This is a genomic window from Polaromonas sp. P1_E1_2, from assembly GCF_056406035.1.
In genome coordinates this window covers 1-15933 of sequence record NZ_JBFUAZ010000028.1, presented here as the reverse complement: position 1 = coordinate 15933, position 15933 = coordinate 1, and the positions used below count along the sequence as shown (strand labels likewise).

Here is a 15933-nt window from a genome sequence, read left to right as displayed (position 1 = left end):
GGATTAGTAGGTCTTGGGCACGGGCACCAGCGTCTGCTGCATCAGCGCGCAGGCGCTTTCCTTGCCCGCTGCGCCGACGTGCGTGACTTCAGCGGTCGTGACGATGATGCGCTTGCCGGCCTTGACGACGCGGCCCAGGGCGCGCAGCTCGCCGTCCCTGAAACCGGCCATGAAGTTGATCTTGTATTCGACCGTGGTGACCTCGGAATCTTCCGCAGCCATGGTCAGCGCGGCGTAACCACCGGCGATATCGGCCAGCGCGCCCATGGCGCCGCCGTRGAAAGTGCCTTGTTGCTGCGTGACGTGCTCCGAATACGGCAGGGCCACCTCGCACAGGCCGGGCTCCACGCGCAGCAGGCGCGCACCGAGGTGCTGCATCAGGCCCTGGCGCAAAAAGCTGGCTTCAATGCGGCGAAACAGTGTGGACGGTGCGGCGGTTGCATCCATGGAAGACCCTTTGAACGGATAAAAGGCGGCTCTTGTTTTAGTTGACGTTTACGTAAACGTCAATTATGCCTGCTGGCGGAAGCGCTGTCCAAGGGCGGTGAAAGCTTCGCGCGCGACCTGAGCGTCCGTGCGATCGCGTCCCGAAGGGGAAAGAGATGCGCATCGCCGGCAAATTGCGCTTCCCGTGAATTGCCCGTATGGACAATCACCATGCGGGCGACGGGATCGACAAAGATATTCTGGCCGCCGACACCCCAGAAAAAGGACCGGCCGCCGGCCGCCTGTGGAATCCAGACGTGCAACCCATAGAACGGGGCCCCCTTGGGCTGCGGCTTGTCCGGCCGTAGCATGACCATCTCGTCGATCCATGCGGCGGGCACGACCTGCCCGCCTGCCGCCTGCCCCCGGTTCAGCACCAGCGTCCCCAGCCGGCCGTAGTCGCGCAGGCGCGCGGCGAACTGGCCTTGAACACCCTCCTCGCCATGGAAATTCTTGATCCAGAAGCCGCTGCCCTCGGCCCCGAGGCGCGACCACATCCTGTCCTCCAGATATGCGGTGTTGCTCACGCCCGTACGTTCGCTCAGCATGAGGCCGAGCAACGCGCTCACCGCGCCGTTGTAGCTGAAGGTCTTGCCGGCGGGGGATCGATCCGTCCTCTCCTGCAGGTAGCGCCGCATGCTCTGGCGCGGCGAGACGGTGGGGTCGGTCGCGCGGTTGTCCGATATCGCGCCCGCCTCGTAGGCGGCATGAAGCTTGGCCGAGGTGGCCATCCGCAGCAGATCCTCCACCGTGTCGTCGGCAAATGCGCTGGCTCCGAAGCCGGGCAAGACCTGCCTGACGGTGGTGCCCAGCGCCAGCTTGCCTTCCGCGACTGCCACGCCGACCAGCAGCGACAGGATCGTCTTCGACATGGACGCCGAGAGCAGCGCGTCCTGGGCGCCGGTTCCCTGCAGGTATCGCTCATAGACGATCCGGTCCTCATGCAGGACGAGAAACCCCGTCGTGCAGAAACGGGTCAGGTACTCCTCGAGCGAATGGGCTTGCGGATCCCCGGTAACGCGATACGTCACATCCTCCAATGGCAGGCCATGGCCGAACACCGCCGGCGCACCGGCCGCCCGCGCTTCATTGAACGGAAATCGCTGCTGGGGGTTGAGGAATGAACCGGTGCATCCCTGTTGGGCCGCCGCGAGGGCGGGCAGGCCCACCGCGAACAGGACCAGGGCCGCGCGGCGCAGGGAATCGATCGTCATGGGGCTAGTCGCAAAGCAGGTCACCGCTACGCCGCCTGCTTCGCTTTCTCAAGTTTCGCCAGCAGCGCCTTGGCCTCGCGCTCGTGCGTTTTCACCTCTTCGAGGTTGCCCTGCAGTTCGGTCATCTGCTCCTCCAGCTGTGCGCGGTGCTGCGCCAGGATGGCGAGGAACTTGCGCAGCTGCGGCCCGGTGTCGCGCGGGCTGTCGTACATGTCGATGATGTCCTTGGCCTCGGTCAGCGACAGGCCCAAACGCTTGGCGCGCAGGGTAAGCTTGAGCCGGGTACGGTCACGCGCGGTGTACACGCGGTTGCGTCCGCCCGCCCCTTCGCGCTGGGGCTGCAGCAAGCCCATGTCTTCGTAAAAACGCATGGCGCGCGTCGTCAGGTCAAACTCTTTTGCCAGGTCGCTGATGGTGTAGGTAGTGGCCATGATGTGGTCTTTGCAAACGCGGGCGACAGCGCGAAACAGGCGCGGTCCCTACAATGGTTGTGTATGACGTTTACGTAAACGTCAAATATACCGCGAATGATGACATGAACCTCCTTGAGCAGCAACTGGATTACCCCTTTGGAGACACCCTGCCCGAGTCGGGCATGGCCATGGAGGTGGCGCCGGACGTCAAGTGGATACGCATGGCCCTGCCCTTCGCGCTGAACCACATCAACCTGTGGCTGCTGCGCGACGAGATGGACGACCCGGACCGGGCGGGCGCGAAGATACAGGGCTGGACCATCGTGGACTGCTGCATCAGCCGGGAAGAGTCCAAAGCGCAGTGGGAGGCGATTTTTGCCACCCAGCTGGAAGGCATGCCGGTGCTGCGTGTCATCGTGACGCACATGCACCCCGACCATATCGGGCTGGCGCACTGGCTCTGCGAACGCTGGACCACGCCCAAACGGGTGTGCATGTTGTGGATCAGCGCCACCGACTATCTTTCGGCCCGCATCGGCTCACAAAGCACCACGGGTTTCGGCGGGGAAAGCGCCGCGCGCTTTTTTGCCGCGCACGGACTGGTGGATCCGGAATCCGTCGAGAAAATCCGCGGCCGGGCCAGCTACTACCCCGGCATGGTCCCGGCCGTGCCGGCCAGCTACGTCCGCATCATGGACGGCATGACGGTGCGTATCGGCGGGCGCGACTGGCGCTGCATCAGCGGCTACGGCCATGCGCCCGAACACATCGCGCTGCACTGCGAAGCGCTGGACACCCTCATCAGCGGCGACATGGTGTTGCCGCGCATTTCAACCAATGTCAGCGTTTACGACATGGAGCCGGAATCGAACGCGCTCACGCTGTTTCTTGAGTCCATCGACAAATTCCTGCCGCTGCCTGAAGACACGTTGGTGCTGCCCTCCCACGGCAAACCCTTTCGCGGCCTGCACACACGCATAGGCCAGCTGCACGACCACCACCGCGACCGCCTGGCCGAAGTGATGACGGCCTGCACCGCCGCGCCCTGTAGTGCCGCCGACATCCTGCCCATCATGTTCCCCCGCAAGCTGGACCTGCACCAGACCACCTTCGCCATGGGCGAAGCCGTGGCGCACTTGCACGCACTGTGGTTTGGAGAAAAGCTCACGCGGCGGCTGGACGCCGACGGGATTTACCGTTTCAGTAGCGTTAGTCCGTAAGCGGGGTCAAGACACGCGCTATGTTTTTAGTAGCTTCTCGCGCTCGCCAGGATTGGTCCGCAGTCCGACTAGGCACATAAGAATGCAATGGATGGCTGTGGGGCCCCTTCTTTACCAGCAGGGGCCGCGGGACTGACTTTGCCAGACCGCAGGCGCAGCGCCCCCTCGGGGGGCAGCGCATTACACGAAGCCGAAGGCGAACTGAAAAGCGTGGGGGCTCAAGCCCTCCACTTCCGGTTAGCCGTCACCAAAGCGGTGAGGTAGCCGTGCAGCCATTCAAAGTTGACAGGTTTTTTCAGCAGGTGGGCGTGCTGGGGCAAGCCTCCGCGTGCCGCAATGGCGTCGGGAGGCAAGCCGCTGATGACAACGATCTGCATGTCGGCCAGTTGCACGTTGCGTTTGAGTGTCTTGAGCATCTCAATGCCGTCCACGCCGGGCATGGACAGGTCCGTGATCAGCAGGTCGGGCCGCATGCTGGCGATATCCATCATGGCCTCCAGGGCAGATGGCATCCAGGTGCAGTCAACCGGCAGGTCCCAGTCTTCAAACTGGCAGCGGTACAGCTCGCGGGTGTCTTCGTCGTCTTCCACCATCAGCACCCGCAGGCGGCTTTTGGGGTCGGTGTCGACACGGGACAGCTGTGGGCTGTTTTTGGCCAGGTAGGCGTTGATGGACTGCAGCGCAATGCGGCGGTGCCCACCCAGCGTCTTCCACGCCTCGATTTCCCCTTTTTCAACCAGGGACTGCACCGTCGCAACGGAGAGCCCCAGAAGCTTGGCTGCATAGCTGGTGCCGCAGTAATCCTCGCTGGAGAAATCCGCAGCCGTGATCGCGGCCTCGAAGGACTTGGGTTCACGCGCCATGGCAGACCGAACGGGGATTGGAGTGTTTCATTTTGGGCATTTTAATCAATTCGACTCAATCGCTTCATAGAAAATGATAGTAAGCATCAACTAACGCCAGTTAGCGCTGCCGGCGTCAGGGAGACAGCGGTGCGGTGGGCAGGGTGAAGAAGAACGTTGCCCCCTTGCCGGGCGCCGCCTCGGCCCACAACCTGCCGCCGTGCCGCTTGATCACGCGGCTGACGGTGGCCAGCCCGATGCCCGTGCCCGGAAACTCCGCGACAGCATGCAGGCGCTGAAACGGCTTGAAGAGCTTGTCGGCATAAGCCATGTCGAAGCCGGCACCGTTGTCCCTGACGAAAAACTCCGGCAGCCCCGCTGCATCAAGCTGGCAGCCTACGGTGATTTCGCTGAGGGGTTGCTGGGCACTGAACTTCCAGGCGTTGCCGATCAGGTTTTCCATCACCACCCGGACCAGCCGGCTGTCGCCGTGCGCCTTCAGGCCTTTTTCGATGTTCACCGCAACCTTGCGCTCGGGGTCGCGCACCCGCCATTCGTCCAGGATGATGCGGGCAAGCTCCGACAGGTCCACCACCTTGTTGTTCAGGGGGGTGCGCGACACCTGCGCCAGCGACAGCAGGTCTTCAATCAGTTGCCCCATCTGCGCCACGCCGGCCTGGATACGTGCCAGGTAGTGCGTCACTTTCTCGCCGGCATCGGCCCCCAGGTGTTTGCCCAGCAGGCGGCTGAAGCCGTCCACGGTGTTCAGCGGCGAGCGAAGGTCGTGCGACACGGAGTATGAAAACGCTTCGAGTTCCTGGTTGGACAGGCGCAGGGCGGCTTCAATGGCCTTGATCTCGGTGATGTCCGCGTCGATGCCTACCCAAAAGGCCACTTCACCGCGTTCGTCCAGCACGGGCGATGCGCGGTAGGACATGGTGTGCACGCCGTCCCTGGCCAGCACGCGGCGTATGCCCGAGTATTGCGACCGCGTCTCCCGGGCGACCTGCCAGCGGGCCCTGATATCGGGGAGGTCGTCCGGATGAATGGCCGTAAACCACTGCGTGCCGGTCCAGTCCTCCATCTTGCCGCCCGCCAGGTCAAACCAGGCTCGGTTGAAGTAGGTGGCCGCGCCGTCCGGGTCGCTGGTCCATACCACCTGGGGCGCCTGTTCGGCCAGCGCCCGGAAGAGCGCCTCTTGCCGCTCCAGCGCCAGTGTGCGCTCGGCGACTTTCTGCTCCAGTCCGGTGTTGAGCTGGCTGACCTCCTCGATCAGGCGAGAGTTCTGGATGGCGATGGACGCGAGCTGGGCCAGTTCGAGCGCCACATATTCGTCCTCCTGCGTGAACTCACCCTCGTATTTGTCGGACAGCTGGAGCAGCCCGATGTTTTTGCCGTCGCGGCCCGTCAGCGGCACGGCCAGCCAGCCGCGCATGGCTGGATGCTTGTCGGCGTAACTGCCGAAGCCGTGCCAGCGCGGATGCGCCTCCAGCTCGGCCTGGGTCATGCGCATGGACCGGTTGGTCTGGCAGACCAGGGCGTAAATGCCGGTGCCGTCGGGCGGCTCGATCATGTCCCGGTATTTCGCATATTTTTCGGAAAGCGACAGGGCGTTGATGGCCTGCCCCCAGTCGCTGTTCACGGTGAGGCTGACGATCGCCTGGTGCGCGCCTATCACCCCCCGGGCCTGCTCGGCCACCTCGTGCATGGTGCTTTCAAGCGTCTGATGCCAGGTGATGGCCTGGGCTGCGTCGGCGGCGCGCTGCAAGGTGTACAGGTGTTCCTGGACCTCATTTTCAACCTTGACCTGGGCCGAGATATCCAGCGCCAGGACAAAACGCGCCGGGCGGCCGGCATACCGCACCGAGGTTGAAAAAGGACGGGCGGTGAAAAATGACCCGTCTTTGCGGCGATGCTCCCAGCGTTCCTTGACGATCAAAGGCGAGGCGGCGTGCTGGGTCCGGAGGTTTTGAGCTTCTGCTTCGCTGCGAATGTCGTAGATCGTCATCGACAGAAACTCTTCCATCGTATAGCCATAGCTCTTAACGGCGGCTTCGTTGACCATGAGGAAGCGATAGGTCTCGGCGTCAAAAACCCACATCGGGATCGGCGCCATTTCAAAGAGAGCCGAGTAGCGGTGCTCGCTTTCTACCAGTGCCTGCTCTGCCAGCTTGCGCTGGGTGATGTCGCGCTGCACCGCGACCCAGTGGGTGTAGTGGCCTTTGGTGTCGGTGATCGGAACAATGTCGAGCTCCAGCCAGACTTCCTCGCCGCTCTTGGTGTAGTTGATGAGCTCCGCGCGTACCGGCTGCCATTTTTCCAGTGCGGCCTTGATGCGGTCGAGCTCGTCCCGCTGCGTTTTGGGGCCCTGCATCAGGCGTGGTGTTTTTCCCAGCACCTCCTCACGCGTGTAACCCGTACGGCGCTCAAAAGCATCGTTGACAAAGATGATGCGCGGGCCGGCGCCATCGATGGGTGCGGCCTCGGTGATGAGCACAATGTCGTTGAGCCGGGATACGGCGGTTTCCAGAAGGCGCAGGTGCGCCTGCGCTTCGTGCTGTTCCGTGATGTCCTGCAGCACGCCGACCAGGCTCACAACCTTGCCGTCCCGCTGCAAAGCCCGGCCCTGCGTGCGCACCCAGATGCGCCGGCCCTTTGCCGTGATGAGGGGCAGCTCCAGGTCCCATGGCGTTGCCTGCTTCAGGGCAGCCAGGGCGACCGAGCGGATGGTGCGCCGCGCTTCGGGTGCATAAAAGTCGAGCGCCTCCTCAACCCCCAGGCCGGCCGCCGGATCGAGTTCGTGGATGCGGTAAATTTCTTCAGACCAGTAAGGCGTCATGGTGTCGACAGCGACCTCCCATCCACCGACTTTCCCCAGCGCGCCGGTGCGGTTCAGCAGCTCCGTGCTGCGGGCCACCACCAGTTCCGCGCGCTTGCGGTCRGTAATTTCCTGGATCACGCCGGAGCGGCGGCGCCCCGACGGGCCGCGGCCCGCGCCTTGCCCCTCCTGCCCGGTGTCCCCGGGCTGCGCTTCGTCAGCGCGGCCAAACAGGTGGACCCATCGAATCTCGCCAGCGGATGTAACGATGCGAAATTCAATGTCCAGCGGCTGGTTGGTCCGAACGGACAGATCGCGCCGTTCCTTGAAGGCCTGGCGGTCCCCGGGATGGACCAGCTGCATGAATCTGCCATGGCTCCTGTCGAAGGTCGCGCGGTCAACACCGAGCACCTCGTAAACCTCATCGGACCACCAGCTTTCATCGGTGCCGGTGTCCAGCTGCCAGTAGCCGATGCGGCCCAGGCGCTGGGCGTCCCGCAGTTTCTGCTGGATGGCTTCGCTGTTTGCCAGTTCGGCCTCCAGGACACTCCGATGTTGCTCAAGCGACTCGGCCATGCGGTTAAAGCCCGTGGATATCCTCGCAAACTCCCCGAAATCGTCAGGCCGGCCTGGTGGTATCCGCACATCCAGCCGGCCGTTCTGGAGCTGCCGGATGGCCTCAAGGATGTTTCGGGTGGGCTCCACGATGGCGCGCCCGCCGATGACCCAGGCGATGCCGCCGCCCACAAATGCCACCAGCAACAACACCACCAGTTCCAGCCACAGCTGTTCCCGGCTGGCGCCGACGACCAGTTCGCGGTCCAGGCTGACCGCCACAAAAAAAGCGGCGTGTACGTCGGGGCTGCTGGGCATGAAAGCCCACAGGCGGCGTTGCCCGGTGCCGTCCGGCCCATCGCTGGTTCCGTTACGCATCTGCTGCACGGCCGCCTTCAGCACGGGGCTTCTGGCCACCTGCCCGATTCGTATGGGAAGGTCGGGTTTGCCCGCCAGCAGCACGCCGCCGCGGTCGTGTATGCCCAGCGCGCCGCCGGGCGGCAGCTGGACGTCGATGGTGGATTTCGCCATCTCGGCCAGGTCAACCGACGCAAAAGCCACAATGTCAACGCGCCCGTCCTTGTCCAGCAGCGGCAACGCAAATGTGATGGAAGGCCGGCCCGTGGCACGCCCCACAATGTATTCACCCACCACAAAGCTGCGCTGCTCAACGGCATTGCGGAAATAGGCACGGTCGCCCAGGTAGCCGAGCCGCACGCCTTCCTGCCCGTTGCACAGCGCATAGCCGTCCGTTCCCACAATACCGAAATTGGCGTAAAGCGGAAACAGCTTGTTGAGCTCTACAAGGTAGCGGTTGCAGCGGTCGGCGTTGCCGTCCCGCAGGCCGGGCACATGAACAATCGCCGTCAGTATCTGCCGGGCCGATTCCGCCAGGCGCTGCTGGCTGGATGCGGCCAGCGATGCGGCGAATTGCAGGTCGGTTTGGGCGCGCTCGACGGCGGCGTCGGCGTTGTAGACGGCCTTGAAAATGGACAGGCCAAACATCGGCACTATCGCCACCAGCACGAGCATGACAAGGCGGGTCCGCAGCGTGATATGAAGCTTCATGGCATCAGCGCCGCAGGTACCGGCACCGGGTGTTTCTGGGCCACCGGTGCGTCACGGGATGTCAGCCGGCAGCGATGGATTCATTGACGCCCAGCCAGTAGGCCTGCAGGCGGTTGAGCTTTTCGGTCAGCCCCCCAAAATCGACAGGTTTACGGACAAACCCGTTGGCCCCGCTCTGGTAACACGCCACGATGTCGGACCGCTCGCTGGAAGATGTCAGCATGACGACCGGCACCAGCGCGGTCAGGGGATTGGCCCGCACGCTGCGCAGTACGTCCAGGCCGGAGAGCTTGGGCAACTTCATGTCCAGCAGGATGAAAGCCGGCTGCCTTTGCGTGTCGCGCCCCGCATGGGCACCCTGGCCGAATAGAAAGTCCAGCGCCTGCACACCGTCCCGGGCGACGGCAATCTCGGCCGTGACGCCCTGCTCCTCCAGCGTCAGAACGGTCAGTTCCAGGTGGTCCGGGTTGTCTTCAACTACGAGTATGAGTTTGTCGTTCATGTGGACTTCAGGTGCGCGGAGTCAATCCCTGTCGTTTTCTGCTTTTTTTGGTGTTTTCTCATATTACCAAGTAAAGAAAMGCCGCAGTACTGTGATTTGTACCCCCTTTGACGTCGCTCAACGGGGCATGCCAAACGCAGCAGCGCCGGCCTACCAGCGGGGAATTGCTTCGTCCTTGAGCTGGCCGCGCAGCTCTGCGTAGTCGGGCACCACCGCGCGCACGGTGTCCCAAAAACGCGGGCTGTGGTCCATGACACGCAAATGGCTCAATTCATGAACCACCACGTAGTCGATCACCGACTGCTTGAAATGGATCAAGCGCCAGTTCAGCCGGATGGAACCATCGGCGCTGGCGCTGCCCCAGCGGGTGCCGGCGCTGGAAAGGCTGAGCTTGCGCCACTGCACGCCCAGGTGCGGCGCGAAATGGTTGAGCCGCTCGGTAAAGATGCGCTTGGCCTGGCGCATCAGCCAGGCCTGCACGGCATCGCGGATCTGCTCGGGCGTGGCATGGTGGGGCAGGCCCACGTGCAGCGTGAGCTGCGCCACGCCGGGCAAGGTGCCGTTGGCCGCATCGCCGTTGCCCTGCAACAAGACTTCGGCGGCGGCGGGGCCGGTTTTGAGTTCGGCGCCGACGCCGCCGAAAGCGTGCCGCGGATCGATCACCACAATGACCTGGTCACCCAGGAAAGGCAGCGTAGTGCCGTCCTTCCAGTCAATGCGTGCGGACTCCAGGCGCTCATGGCGGGAGCGGGTTTCCTGCAGCTTGGCCAGGATCCAACCGGACTTTTCCAACACGGCCTTGTCGATTTCATACAGCGGCACCCATTTGGGCGCACTGACCGTGAGGCCGTCGGCGCCGGCAGAAAAGCCGATGGTCTTGCGTTTGCTGCGGCGAAATTCGTAGGCCACCAGCACACCGCCCAGGACGGTCTCACGGCTGKCGCGGGGGTGGCGGAAAGTAGCCGGGGCCAGCGCCTGCTGGATGGTTTGTGCGGGAAGATGGGGGCCGACGAAATCTGCCGCCGCTATATTTTCGATAGCTGGTTGCGCACTGTTATCGGTCGTCTCAGGCCTTTTTGGCTTGATTTTTCTGGCTTTGGAGCCGCTGGGAACGCCAGCAAGCGGCGCCGGCGCGGAATCAAACAGGTCGAGCGTGAACTGAAGAAGCCGTTGCATCATGGCAGTTTAGCTTGACAGCATGGGCAGGCTGGCCGCTCAGGTATTGGGCGCGACGGATGTGGCGGGCGCGGCGACCACTTCTCCGGCATAAGCCTCGGGGTCAAGGCGCCGCATTTCGGCTTCGATCCAGGTTTCCACCTCGCGCATCAACTCGTCGGGCTGCCGGCCCGCGCTGTCGATGGGCTTGCCGATGGAGATGTCAACGATGCCCGGGGTTTTGATGAAGGCCTTGCGCGGCCAGCATTTGGCCGAGGTCACGGCAATCGGGATCACGGGAGCGCCGGTTTCAATGGCCAGGCGCGTGCCGCCGGATTTGTAAGTACCCTTCTGGCCACGYGGGATGCGTGTGCCTTCGGGAAACATGATGACCCAGGTGCCCTGTGYCATCAGGCGCTTGCCCTGCACGACGACCTTGTTGAAAGCCTGTGAGCGCTGGCTGCGGTCGATGTGGATCATGTCCATGCGCGCCATCGCCCAGCCGAAGAACGGTACGTACAAGAGCTCCTTCTTGAAAACGTAGGCCAGGGGGTGTGGCATCAGCGTAGGCATGCACAGGGTCTCCCAGGTGCTCTGGTGCTTGAGCAGCAGAACAGCGGCGCTGGTCTGGCCCGTGGGCAAGTTTTCCATGCCGGTCACCCGGTTCTTGATGCCCAGGATGAAGGTGCCGCCGCTGACCGCCACGCGCAGCCAGCCCGCGCACATCCAGTACATGGTGTTGCTGCTGACAAAGAGGGAGGCAATCACCACAAAGGTCGCCCAGGGGATCACCGTGACGGCCATCCACAGCAGATGAAGAATTGATCGAATCAGGCGCATGTCAAGGTTTCCGGTATCTGGCAGGTTGTGGATGCTGGTGTACAGCAGTTTTCACGATGTTTTAAGGCTCTAACCCTTATCTGGTCAGCGCAGGTAGCTAGCATTTTTATAGCATCGCCTACAAGGCCACTTGCAGGGGCCGGGCACTGCGTTCGAGGATGAAATCGGCAAATGCCGATAAATCGGTATGCAACTGCGTGCCTTCGGGCAAGCCTTCAGGCCGCCCGCCGCTGCGGTACCGTGCCGACTTGCCCGTCAGCACCAGGTGCGGTTCACACCCCGCAGCTGCGCCGGCCTGCAGGTCGCGCAGCGAATCCCCTGCGGTGGGCACGCCTTTGAGCGGCACGCCGAAACGCGCACCGATCTGCTCAAAAAGGCCAGGCAGCGGCTTGCGGCAGGTGCAGCTTTCCTCGGGGGCATGCGGGCAGTAAAACACCGCATCAATGCGCCCGCCGACCGCGGCCAGCAGCTTGTGCATCTTGGCGTGCATGGCGTTGAGCGCCGCCACGTCGAAGAGGCCGCGCCCCAGCCCCGACTGGTTGGACGCAATGACGACGTGCCAGCCGGCATGGTTCAGGCGCGCAATGGCCTCCAGCGAACCCGGCAGCGGCAACCACTCGTCCGGCGCCTTGACGAAGTCGTCGCTGTCGCTGTTGATGGTGCCGTCGCGGTCGAGGATGACGAGTTTCATCGTGTTTGCCTTGAAAAAAGTTCAGGTGGCTAGTTTGGAGAGGTCAGCCACCCGGTTCATCGATTGATGCAGGGTTGCGAGCAGCCCGAGCCGGTTGGCGCGCAGCGCCGGGTCTTCGGCGTTGACCATCACGCCGTCGAAGAATGCATCGACCGGCGCTTTCAGGGCGGCCAACGCCTGCAGCGAAGCGGCGTAGTCGCCGGAGGCAAAAGCAGCTTCGGCTTTGGGCCCCACGGTCTTCAATGCATCAGCGAGAGATTTCTCGGCGGCTTCCAGCAGCAGCTCAGGTTTGACGGCAGCTTCGACCGTGCCTTCAGCCTTCTTCAGGATGTTGCCGACGCGCTTGTTGGCCGCAGCGAGAGCCGGTGCCTCGGGCAGTGCGGCAAAGGCCCGCACGGCCGCCAGGCGCTTGGCCACATCGCCCAGGCGCTGGGGCTTGAGCGCCAGCACGGCATCGACCTCTTGCGCACTGTAGCCTTGCTCACGCAGGGAGCCGGCGAGGCGGTCGTAGATGAAATCGACCAATGCGACGGATGCGTCCTGGATCTTGTCACCGAACACCGGCTGGGCGCCCTGCACCAGTTCCAGCAGGCCCAAAGGCAGGTCTTTCTCGACCAGCATGCGGATCACGCCCAGCGCGTGGCGGCGCAGCGCGAACGGGTCCTTGTCGCCGGTCGGCAGATTGCCGATGCCGAACATGCCGACCAGCGTTTCCAGCTTGTCGGCCAGCGCGACGATCACGCCGACGGTGTTGCGTGGCAGTTCGTCGCCGGCAAAACGCGGCTTGTAATGGTCTTCAATCGCGTCGGACACGTCGGCGTTGAGGCCGTCGTTGAGCGCGTAGTAACGGCCCATGGTGCCTTGCAACTCGGGGAACTCGCCGACCATGTCGGTCACCAGGTCGGTCTTGGCCAGTTCGGCAGCGCGCTGCACATCGGCCACATTGGCATTCAGGCGATTGGCGATCGCCTCGGCGATGGCGCGTACGCGCTGCGTGCGTTCGCCCTGCGTGCCCAGCTTGTTGTGATACACCACTTTGCCCAGGCCTTCAACGCGCGAAGCCAGCGTCTTCTTGCGGTCCTGGTCAAAGAAAAACTTGGCATCCGCCAGGCGCGGGCGCACGACGCGTTCGTTGCCGCCAATCACTGCGCTGGCATCCGTCGGGCTGATATTGCTGACGACCAGAAACTTGTTGGTGAGCTTGCCCGACGCATCGAGCAGCGGGAAGTACTTCTGGTTGGCCTTCATCGTGAGGATCAGGCATTCCTGCGGCACGCCCAGGAATTCTTTTTCGAATTCGCAAATCAACACATTGGGGCGCTCGACCAGTGCGGTCACTTCGTCGAGCAGCGCGTCGTCTTCAATCGCCCTGGCGCCGCCGCCAACTTTGGCTGCGGCTGCAGCAAGCTGCTTGATGATTTCGGCTTTGCGCGCGGCAAAACTGGCGATCACGGCGCCGTCTTTTTGCAGCGTGGCGGCGTAGCTGTCGGCATCCTTGAGCACCACCGGGTCGACGGCCGCTTCAAAGCGGTGGCCGTGCGTGATGTTGCCGGCCTTCAGGCCCAACGCCTCGACGGCAACCACATCGCCGCCGTGCAGCGCAACCAGGCCGTGGGCCGGGCGCACAAACTTCACATCGCTCCAGCCATCGGCCAGCTGGTAGGTCATGACTTTGGGGATGGGCAATTTGGCGATGGACTCGAGCAAGGCCTTTTGCAGGCCCTCGGCGAGGGTCGCACCTTTGACAGTGCTGTCGTAGAACAGCACCTCGGCTTTGCCGTCGAACTCGTGCTTGAGACCAGCCACAGCCGAAGCATCAGCGCCCAGTGCCTGCAGCTTTTTGAGCAACGCAGGCGTGGCATTGCCGGAGGGATCCAGCCCCACGGCCACCGGCATGAGTTTTTGCGAAACGGCTCGATCCGGCGCCTGTGATAGCACGTTGGGAATGTACGCTGCTAGCCGTCGAGGTGTCGCAAAAGACTTTGAGTTGATGATCTCGGAGCGCAGAACAAGATGATGCTTTTCAAGGATGTTGAATAGCACATCGGTAAATGCATCACCGAGCATCTTGAGCGCCTTGGGCGGCAGCTCTTCGACAAACAGTTCAACGAGAAGATTTTGGGAGGCGTTCATTGGTTTTTTCGGGAATGTCGGAGCGCAAAAATGGCCAGGGCTGCAACCATCAGCGGCAGCCAGATGGTTTGGATCTCATTGAGCAACACGTCGGCGCCGCGTTGCGTGAAGAACCGGGAAAAGGAGACCGGCGACACCTCAACGGGCCGCCAGGGGCTGAAAAAGCGCTGGTCGGAAAACGGCCAGTAGAGGGGAATGGCCACGCCGCCATTGGTCAGGGTGTCCAGCAAGGGATGCGAGAACACGCAAAGCGCTATCCACGCATAGCCCTGCCATGGCGCCAGTTTCCAGTGCCGCGCCAGCCACCAGCCGATGAGGCCCACAACGAGCGCAAAGCCCAGGGTGTGGGTAAAGCCGCGATGCCCCCAGATCCCGCCGTAATGGATGCCGAGCTTGAAGGCGATGCCGTCAAAGTCGGGGAGGATGGCCGCGACCATGCCCGCCGCCAGCATGGAAGGCGGTATCCGCTTGCTACCGAGGGCCACCGCAGCAGCAACGGGAACGGCGATGTGGGAAAAGATGGTGGGCATCGAAGATCAGCTCACCGTTTTGGCGTGGCATCGGCGTAGTGCAACACCGTGGGAAACGGATCGTAAAAATGGTGAAGCAGCTTGCGCCATGCCTGGTAGGGCTCTGACTGGCGGAAACCCACGGTGTGGTCTTCCAGGGTGTTCCAGCGCACCAGCAGCATGTAGTGATGGTCGTTTTCCAGGCAGCGCTGCAACTCGTGGCCCTGGTAGCCACCCATTGACGCGATGATGGCCTGCGCCTGGGCAAAAGCCGCCTCGAAAGCGGATGCTTCGCCGGGCTTGACCTGCAACTGGGCGATTTCCAGAATCATCAGGCGGCCTTCTTCGCCATCTGCTCCACCCATTCGCGCGGTGCCATCGGAAAACCCAGGCGCTCACGGCTTTCGTAATAGCTTTGCGCCACGGCGCGGGCCAGGTTGCGGATGCGGCCGATGTAGGCGGCGCGCTCGGTCACGCTGATGGCGCCGCGGGCGTCCAGCAGATTGAAGCTGTGGGCAGCTTTCAGCACTTGCTCATAGGCCGGCAGGGCCAATTGCACGTCGATCAGGTGCTTGGCCTGCTTTTCGTGCGCGGTGAAGGCGGTGAACAGGAAGTCGGCGTCGCTGTGCTCGAAGTTGTAGGTGGACTGCTCGACCTCGTTTTGCTTGTAAACGTCGCCATAGCTGAGCTTTGAACCGTCGGGCCCTTCGGTCCAGGTCAGGTTGTAGACGTTGTCCACGCCTTGCAAATACATGGCCAGGCGTTCCAGGCCGTAGGTGATTTCGCCGGTGGCGGGTTTGCAGTCGATGCCGCCGACCTGCTGGAAATAGGTGAACTGCGTGACTTCCATGCCGTTGAGCCAGACTTCCCAGCCCAGGCCCCAGGCGCCCAGCGTCGGGTTTTCCCAATCGTCTTCGACAAAACGGATGTCGTTTTTCTTCAGGTCAAAGCCCAGCGCTTCCAGAGAGCCGAGGTAGAGCTCGAGGATATTGGCCGGTGCCGGCTTGAGCACGACCTGGTACTGGTAGTAGTGCTGCAGGCGGTTGGGGTTCTCGCCGTAACGGCCGTCCTTGGGGCGGCGGCTGGGCTGCACATAGGCGGCTTTCCAGGGCTCGGGGCCCAACGCACGCAGAAACGTCGCAGTGTGCGAAGTGCCTGCGCCGACTTCCATGTCGTAGGGCTGCAGCAGCGCGCAACCCTGGTCAGCCCAATAGGACTGCAGCTTCAAAATAATTTGCTGGAAAGTAAGCATAAGAGTGGAGTTTTGCCAAACGCGGGGCACCTGGATTGCAGGCCCGGGGAGCGGCGCCTCAGGTGGCGGCCGCCAAGCCGGTCATTTTACGCGGCGGCGCGCGGGCGCCTTGGTGAGCGCCTTACCGGTCGGCATCACTGGCGGCATCTGGGTGGGCGGCACATACCAGCCGGGCCCGGTCTTGAAGGCCTCGACCAGAAAATCCACCATCACACGGACCTTGGCGCTCAGGTGC

The 15933-nt window shown here is 63.0% G+C and carries 14 protein-coding genes; 1 reads left to right on the top strand and 13 read right to left on the bottom strand.

Features of this window, described 5'->3' with window-relative positions; translation table 11 throughout:
* Positions 1 to 3: 3 nt before the first annotated feature.
* From AC1D1P_RS03260 to AC1D1P_RS03250, 3 genes are read right to left on the bottom strand one after another with little or no spacing between them, the layout of a single operon-like run.
* Complete coding sequence (locus AC1D1P_RS03260) at positions 4 to 447, bottom strand: PaaI family thioesterase (RefSeq protein WP_477672071.1); 444 nt, start codon at positions 445 to 447, stop codon at positions 4 to 6.
* Positions 448 to 506: 59 nt separating this feature from the next.
* Positions 507 to 1700: a serine hydrolase domain-containing protein gene (locus AC1D1P_RS03255; protein WP_477672070.1), complete on the bottom strand. Its 1194-nt coding sequence runs from the start codon at positions 1698 to 1700 to the stop codon at positions 507 to 509.
* Between the two features lie 26 nt (positions 1701 to 1726).
* Complete coding sequence (locus AC1D1P_RS03250; protein WP_457282826.1) at positions 1727 to 2131, bottom strand: MerR family transcriptional regulator; 405 nt, start codon at positions 2129 to 2131, stop codon at positions 1727 to 1729.
* Between the two features lie 104 nt (positions 2132 to 2235).
* On the opposite strand from AC1D1P_RS03250, the gene AC1D1P_RS03245 reads away from it, so the two are divergent.
* A complete protein-coding gene (locus AC1D1P_RS03245) occupies positions 2236 to 3333 on the top strand; it encodes an MBL fold metallo-hydrolase (RefSeq protein WP_477672069.1) in 1098 nt (365 codons plus the stop codon).
* A gap of 218 nt (positions 3334 to 3551) precedes the next feature.
* Here AC1D1P_RS03245 and AC1D1P_RS03240 read toward each other — a convergent pair whose 3' ends face one another.
* From AC1D1P_RS03240 to glyQ, 10 genes are all read right to left on the bottom strand, one after another.
* The gene (locus tag AC1D1P_RS03240; RefSeq protein ID WP_477649333.1) at positions 3552 to 4196 is read right to left on the bottom strand and encodes a response regulator; all 645 of its coding nucleotides are present in this window, start codon (positions 4194 to 4196) and stop codon (positions 3552 to 3554) included.
* A gap of 115 nt (positions 4197 to 4311) precedes the next feature.
* Positions 4312 to 8616, bottom strand: a complete 4305-nt coding sequence (locus AC1D1P_RS03235) for a PAS domain S-box protein (protein ID WP_477672068.1) — start codon at positions 8614 to 8616, stop codon at positions 4312 to 4314.
* A 61-nt stretch (positions 8617 to 8677) separates the two neighbouring features.
* Entirely contained in the window at positions 8678 to 9118 is a 441-nt protein-coding gene (locus AC1D1P_RS03230) for a response regulator (protein WP_348049366.1), read from the bottom strand.
* A gap of 150 nt (positions 9119 to 9268) precedes the next feature.
* Positions 9269 to 10297: a M48 family metallopeptidase gene (locus AC1D1P_RS03225; protein ID WP_477672067.1), complete on the bottom strand. Its 1029-nt coding sequence runs from the start codon at positions 10295 to 10297 to the stop codon at positions 9269 to 9271.
* A gap of 36 nt (positions 10298 to 10333) precedes the next feature.
* The gene (locus AC1D1P_RS03220) at positions 10334 to 11113 is read right to left on the bottom strand and encodes a lysophospholipid acyltransferase family protein (protein WP_477672066.1); all 780 of its coding nucleotides are present in this window, start codon (positions 11111 to 11113) and stop codon (positions 10334 to 10336) included.
* 118 nt (positions 11114 to 11231) lie between these two features.
* On the bottom strand, positions 11232 to 11804 hold the full coding sequence (gene gmhB / locus AC1D1P_RS03215; RefSeq protein WP_457282820.1) for a D-glycero-beta-D-manno-heptose 1,7-bisphosphate 7-phosphatase: 573 nt from the start codon (positions 11802 to 11804) through the stop codon (positions 11232 to 11234).
* Positions 11805 to 11825: 21 nt separating this feature from the next.
* Positions 11826 to 13937, bottom strand: coding sequence for a glycine--tRNA ligase subunit beta (gene glyS / locus AC1D1P_RS03210; RefSeq protein ID WP_477672065.1), 2112 nt, complete (start codon positions 13935 to 13937; stop codon positions 11826 to 11828).
* The gene (locus AC1D1P_RS03205) at positions 13934 to 14467 is read right to left on the bottom strand and encodes a metal-dependent hydrolase (RefSeq protein WP_477672064.1); all 534 of its coding nucleotides are present in this window, start codon (positions 14465 to 14467) and stop codon (positions 13934 to 13936) included. The genes glyS and AC1D1P_RS03205 overlap by 4 nt, the downstream gene beginning before the upstream one ends.
* Before the next feature lie 11 nt (positions 14468 to 14478).
* Positions 14479 to 14778 (bottom strand): antibiotic biosynthesis monooxygenase family protein, encoded by a 300-nt coding sequence (locus AC1D1P_RS03200; RefSeq protein WP_477649325.1) that lies wholly within the window; start codon positions 14776 to 14778, stop codon positions 14479 to 14481.
* Positions 14778 to 15698, bottom strand: coding sequence for a glycine--tRNA ligase subunit alpha (gene glyQ / locus AC1D1P_RS03195; protein ID WP_348049382.1), 921 nt, complete (start codon positions 15696 to 15698; stop codon positions 14778 to 14780). The genes AC1D1P_RS03200 and glyQ overlap by 1 nt, the downstream gene beginning before the upstream one ends.
* Between the last annotated feature and the right edge of the window lie 235 nt (positions 15699 to 15933).

What these genes read in the sequence shown, in the direction of transcription:
- AC1D1P_RS03255 (WP_477672070.1), bottom strand. Translation starts at nt 1,700, where the DNA reads ATGACGATCGATTCCCTGCGCCGCGCGGCCCTGGTCCTGTTCGCGGTG.
- AC1D1P_RS03250 (WP_457282826.1), bottom strand. Translation starts at nt 2,131, where the DNA reads ATGGCCACTACCTACACCATCAGCGACCTGGCAAAAGAGTTTGACCTG.
- AC1D1P_RS03245 (WP_477672069.1), top strand. Translation starts at nt 2,236, where the DNA reads ATGAACCTCCTTGAGCAGCAACTGGATTACCCCTTTGGAGACACCCTG.
- AC1D1P_RS03240 (WP_477649333.1), bottom strand. Translation starts at nt 4,196, where the DNA reads ATGGCGCGTGAACCCAAGTCCTTCGAGGCCGCGATCACGGCTGCGGAT.
- AC1D1P_RS03230 (WP_348049366.1), bottom strand. Translation starts at nt 9,118, where the DNA reads ATGAACGACAAACTCATACTCGTAGTTGAAGACAACCCGGACCACCTG.
- gmhB (WP_457282820.1), bottom strand. Translation starts at nt 11,804, where the DNA reads ATGAAACTCGTCATCCTCGACCGCGACGGCACCATCAACAGCGACAGC.
- glyS (WP_477672065.1), bottom strand. Translation starts at nt 13,937, where the DNA reads ATGAACGCCTCCCAAAATCTTCTCGTTGAACTGTTTGTCGAAGAGCTG.
- AC1D1P_RS03205 (WP_477672064.1), bottom strand. Translation starts at nt 14,467, where the DNA reads ATGCCCACCATCTTTTCCCACATCGCCGTTCCCGTTGCTGCTGCGGTG.
- AC1D1P_RS03200 (WP_477649325.1), bottom strand. Translation starts at nt 14,778, where the DNA reads ATGATTCTGGAAATCGCCCAGTTGCAGGTCAAGCCCGGCGAAGCATCC.
- glyQ (WP_348049382.1), bottom strand. Translation starts at nt 15,698, where the DNA reads ATGCTTACTTTCCAGCAAATTATTTTGAAGCTGCAGTCCTATTGGGCT.